General features: G+C 67.6%; 1 protein-coding gene. It reads right to left on the reverse strand.

The window, feature by feature from the left end; genetic code table 11:
- The coding region (locus AEYBE204_RS39240; protein ID WP_023464163.1) for an enoyl-CoA hydratase/isomerase family protein at positions 1-525 on the reverse strand (525 nt) is incomplete at both ends.

Raw genomic sequence — 525 nt, forward strand, 5'->3', positions numbered from 1 at the left:
AGCGGGCAAGATGCCGCAGCAGGCCTTCAAGGTTGCGCTCCCCCTCCGGGGTTTGCGCACCGGCCTTCAGCCCGCCGCGAATCAACCGCTCCGCGGCCGGGCGTGCGAACAATCCCGCCCAGGCGTCGTGTTCGCGATAAAAACCGGCCTGCAGATCCGGCACTGGCATCGCCTGCTTAGCCGCCGCAATCACCCCCGCAGGCAATGCCGCGATATTGCGCGCTAACCGATCGACGAAATCATCGAGCTCGGCGGCAGGCAAGGCGCGGTTAATCCAGCCATAACGCTCTGCGGTAGCGGCATCGATGAGATCGGCGCCCAGGATCACTTCCAGAGCGCGGCCGCGCGTCATTCGGCTCGTCAGATACTGCGTCGCGCCGCCGCCGGGCGTAATGCCCATCAAGGCCTCGCACTGGGCCAGTCCCGCCGCTTCCCGTGCCGCGAAAGCCATATCGGCCGCCGCCACAAACTCGGCGCCGCCGCCGCGCGCCAGTCCGGCCAGCTTAACGAGAGTGACCTGCGGCT

This window comes from Asticcacaulis sp. YBE204 (genome assembly GCF_000495855.1).
Taxonomy (GTDB): domain Bacteria; phylum Pseudomonadota; class Alphaproteobacteria; order Caulobacterales; family Caulobacteraceae; genus Asticcacaulis.